The organism is Streptomyces durbertensis, assembly GCF_014156695.1.
Lineage (GTDB): Bacteria > Actinomycetota > Actinomycetes > Streptomycetales > Streptomycetaceae > Streptomyces > Streptomyces durbertensis.
Window position 1 is genome coordinate 1 of sequence record NZ_WMLF01000625.1, and the last position, 2,346, is coordinate 2,346.

At 74.1% G+C, this 2,346-nt stretch carries 2 protein-coding genes; both read left to right on the plus strand.

The features are described 5' to 3' along the window. Positions 1–1,015 (plus strand): FAD-dependent oxidoreductase (locus tag GL263_RS25205; RefSeq protein ID WP_182858049.1); only part of this gene is annotated, 1,015 nt, incomplete at its 5' end. Positions 1,016–1,221: 206 nt separating this feature from the next. After that, the coding region (locus GL263_RS25210; protein WP_182858050.1) for an ATP-binding protein at positions 1,222–2,346 on the plus strand (1,125 nt) is incomplete at its 3' end.

Sequence of the window (2,346 nt, forward strand, 5' to 3'; positions counted from 1 at the left end):
CGCCGACGCTCCCGGCGTGCACTGCGTGCAGACGCTCGGCGACGGCGAGGCGCTGCTGCGCACCCTCGCCGAGGTGGAGCGCCGCCGCGGGCCCCGGCACGCGGTGGTCGTCGGCGCCGGCTACATCGGTGTGGAGATGGCCGAGGCACTCGCCCTGCGCGGCTACCGGGTGACCGTGCTGGACCGGGCGGAGCAGCCGATGACCACGCTCGACCCGGACATGGGCGAGCTGGTCCGCGACGCCATGGCGGGCATGGGCATCAACACCGTCACCGGCGCGGCGATGACGGGCGTGGAGACCGGCGACGACGGCTTCCCACGCGCGGTGCTCACGGAGGACGACCGCTTTCCGGCAGACGTGGTCGTCCTCGGCCTCGGCGTGCGGCCGGAGACGTCGCTGGCCGCGGCGGCGGGGCTGCCGCTCGGGGCGTCCGGCGGCCTGGTGACCGACCTGGGCATGCGGGTGCGCGGCCACGGCGACGTGTGGGCGGGCGGGGACTGCGTGGAGGTGCTGAACCTCGTCTCCGGGCTGCCCGGACACGTCCCGCTGGGCACCCACGCGAACAAGCAGGGCCAGGTGATCGGCACCAACGCGGCCGGCGGCTACGCCACGTTCCCCGGCGTCGTGGGCACGGCCGTGAGCCGGGTGTGCGACCTGGAGATCGCCCGCACCGGGCTGCTGGAGGCCCAGGCGCGGGAGGCCGGGCTGCGGTTCGTCACGACGAGTGTGACGGCCACCAGCCGGGCGGGCTACTTCCCCGGCGCCCGGCCGATGACGGTGAAGATGCTCGCCGAGCGGCGCACCGGCCGGCTGCTCGGGGTGCAGATCGTCGGCCGGGAGGGCGCGGCGAAGCGGGTGGACGTGGCGGCGGTCGCGCTGACCGCGAGGCTGACGGTGGAGCAGATGACCTCGCTCGACCTCGGCTACGCGCCGCCGTTCTCCCCGGTGTGGGATCCCGTGCTGGCCGCCGCCCGCAAGGCCGCCGCGGCGGTCCGGGAGGACGCGGCCGTCTGACGGGTGAGCGAACCCGACCGTACCTGCCGGTATCTGACGCGGGGACACCTCACTCGGCTGACAAGGTGACCGAGAATAGTCTGCTCTCGGTGTGGACGTGGTGCAGATCATGTGGTGATGTGATCACTTCACCACGCTCAGCGACCCGCGCGTCGCTATGGTGGCGGCCGCTCGCCGTCCGCCACCTGACCTCCGAGGAACGCTGGATGACGCACATACCGGAGTGGCTGCCGCTACTCGTGGCCACGCTGACTGCCGGCGGCCTGCTCGCCGTCGGCGTTCTGCTCCAGCGGACCAGGCGGACGCTCCGGGCGGTCGGCGCCGAACGGGACACCGCGTCGGCGGCCCGCCGCCACGCGGAGGCGGAACGCGACGCGGCCGTGCGGGAGTCGGCGGAACTACGCGCCGCCGGCGCCGAACTGCTCGCCGAGACGCGGCACCTGGTCGAGGAGCGCATGCCCCGGCTGGTCACCCATCTCAACCACCAGCACGTCGCCGTACCCGGGCTGGGGCACCCGGCCCTGGCCGGCCAGGAGATCGACAAGCTCCACCGCGCCGCGCTGGAACGGCTGTCCTCGGCGGTCGTCGCCGAGCGGGACCGGGTCGACCAGGCGGCTCAGGCGGTGATGCGCGGCGCGACCACCGTCATCCAGGCGCAGAGCTACCGCCTGCAGTCCCGCATCGAGCAGATGCAGCACCGGTACGACAACGCCGACCTCGCCGCCGACCTGCTGGAACTCGACCTCCTCAACGAGCAGAACCTGCGCCGGGTCCAGGCCGCCGGCGTCCTGTGCGGGGCGACCCCCGGGCTGACCCGCTCGGACTCCCACCTCGGAGACGTCGTCGTGGGCGCGCAGTCCCGGGTGGCCGGCTACCACCGCGTGCAGGTCACCAGCCAGCTCGACGTGCCCGTGGCGGTCGTCGCCCGGGCGGTCGAGCCGATCGCCGTCACCGTCTCCGAACTGCTCGCCAACGCCGTGCACCACTCGCACGGCACCCTCGCCGTGGACGTCAGCCTGCACCAGGCGGAGTCCGGGGCCTGCGTGGTCATCGACGACGCGGGCGTCGGCATGCACCGGGACGAGGTCGAGTTCGCCACCCGCATGCTCTCCGGGCAGCACCCGCTGCTGCTGTCCGAGCTCGGCGACCCGCCCCGGTCCGGCTTCGCGACGATCGGCCGGCTGGTGCGGCAGCACGGCTTCTCGGTGTCCGTCGACAAGCCGGCGCCGTACGGCGGGGTGCGCGCGGTGGTGTTCATCCCCGGGCACCTGCTGACCGTGCTCGACCAGGAGGCCCGGCCGATGTCCGCGATGGCGCCGCCGGTCGACCAC